The 930-nt window shown below is 72.4% G+C and carries 1 protein-coding gene; it reads right to left on the reverse strand.

The window, feature by feature from the left end:
* A partial coding sequence (gene eccCb, locus KBX39_RS32025) for a type VII secretion protein EccCb (RefSeq protein WP_210874162.1) occupies positions 1-930 on the reverse strand: 930 nt, incomplete at both ends.

Here is a 930-nt window from a genome sequence, read left to right on the forward strand (position 1 = left end):
CGACGTGCCCGGCCAGCGCCACCGACGCCTCGGTCAGGTCCTCGATGTCGCGCTTGCCGTCGATCCGCGAGATCGCGGTCAGGAAGTGCAGCTTGTCCCGGGTCAGGCCGCGACCCGGCGCGCCGACCGGCACGTTCTGCGCGGCCCGCCGGTCGATCTCCGACTCCGACGGGTCACCGAGCCGCAGCTCCAGCTTGGTGCCGAGCAGGTCCCGCATGTTGATCCGGATCTCCGCCCAGCGCACCGCCGTGATCACCACGTGGACGCCGAAGCCGAGGCCCCGGTTGGCCAGGTTGGTGATGGTCTGCTCCAGTTCCTCGTACTCCTGGCGCAGCGTGTTCCAGCCGTCCACCACGAGGAAGACGTCACCGAACGGGTCGTCGGCGAACTCACCGGCCGCGCGGCGGCGCCGGTAGCTGGCCACCGAGTCGATGCCGTGCTGGGTGAACCGGTTCTCCCGCTCGTCGATAACCGCGACCACCTCGGCGACCGTCCGCCGGACCGCCTCGGTGTCCCGCCGCCCCGCCACGCCCGAGGTGTGCGGCAGCCCGTCCAGGCTGCGCAGCGCGCCACCACCGAAGTCGAGGCAGAAGAACTGCACCTCGCGCGGCGTGTGGGTGAGCGCCAGCGAGGCCAGCATCGAGCGCAACATCGTGCTCTTGCCGCTCAGCGACGCGCCGACGATCACCACGTTGCCGCCGGCCCCGGCCAGGTCGACCATCATCGGGTCGCGGCGCTGCTCGTACGGGCGGTCCACGATGCCGACCGGCACGGCGAGCCGGCCGCGGCCCGGCCAGTCGGCGGTGGTCAGGCCGTACGTCGGGTGCACGCTCAGCTTCGGCAGCAGCTCGGCCAGCCCGGACGGCTCGGCCAGCGGCGGCAGCCAGACCTGGTGTGCCGGCTTGCCGCGGCCCTTGAGCTGGTCGATCA

The organism is Micromonospora sp. D75 (genome assembly GCF_018070405.1).
In the GTDB taxonomy this organism is placed as follows: Bacteria; Actinomycetota; Actinomycetes; order Mycobacteriales; family Micromonosporaceae; genus Micromonospora; species Micromonospora chalcea.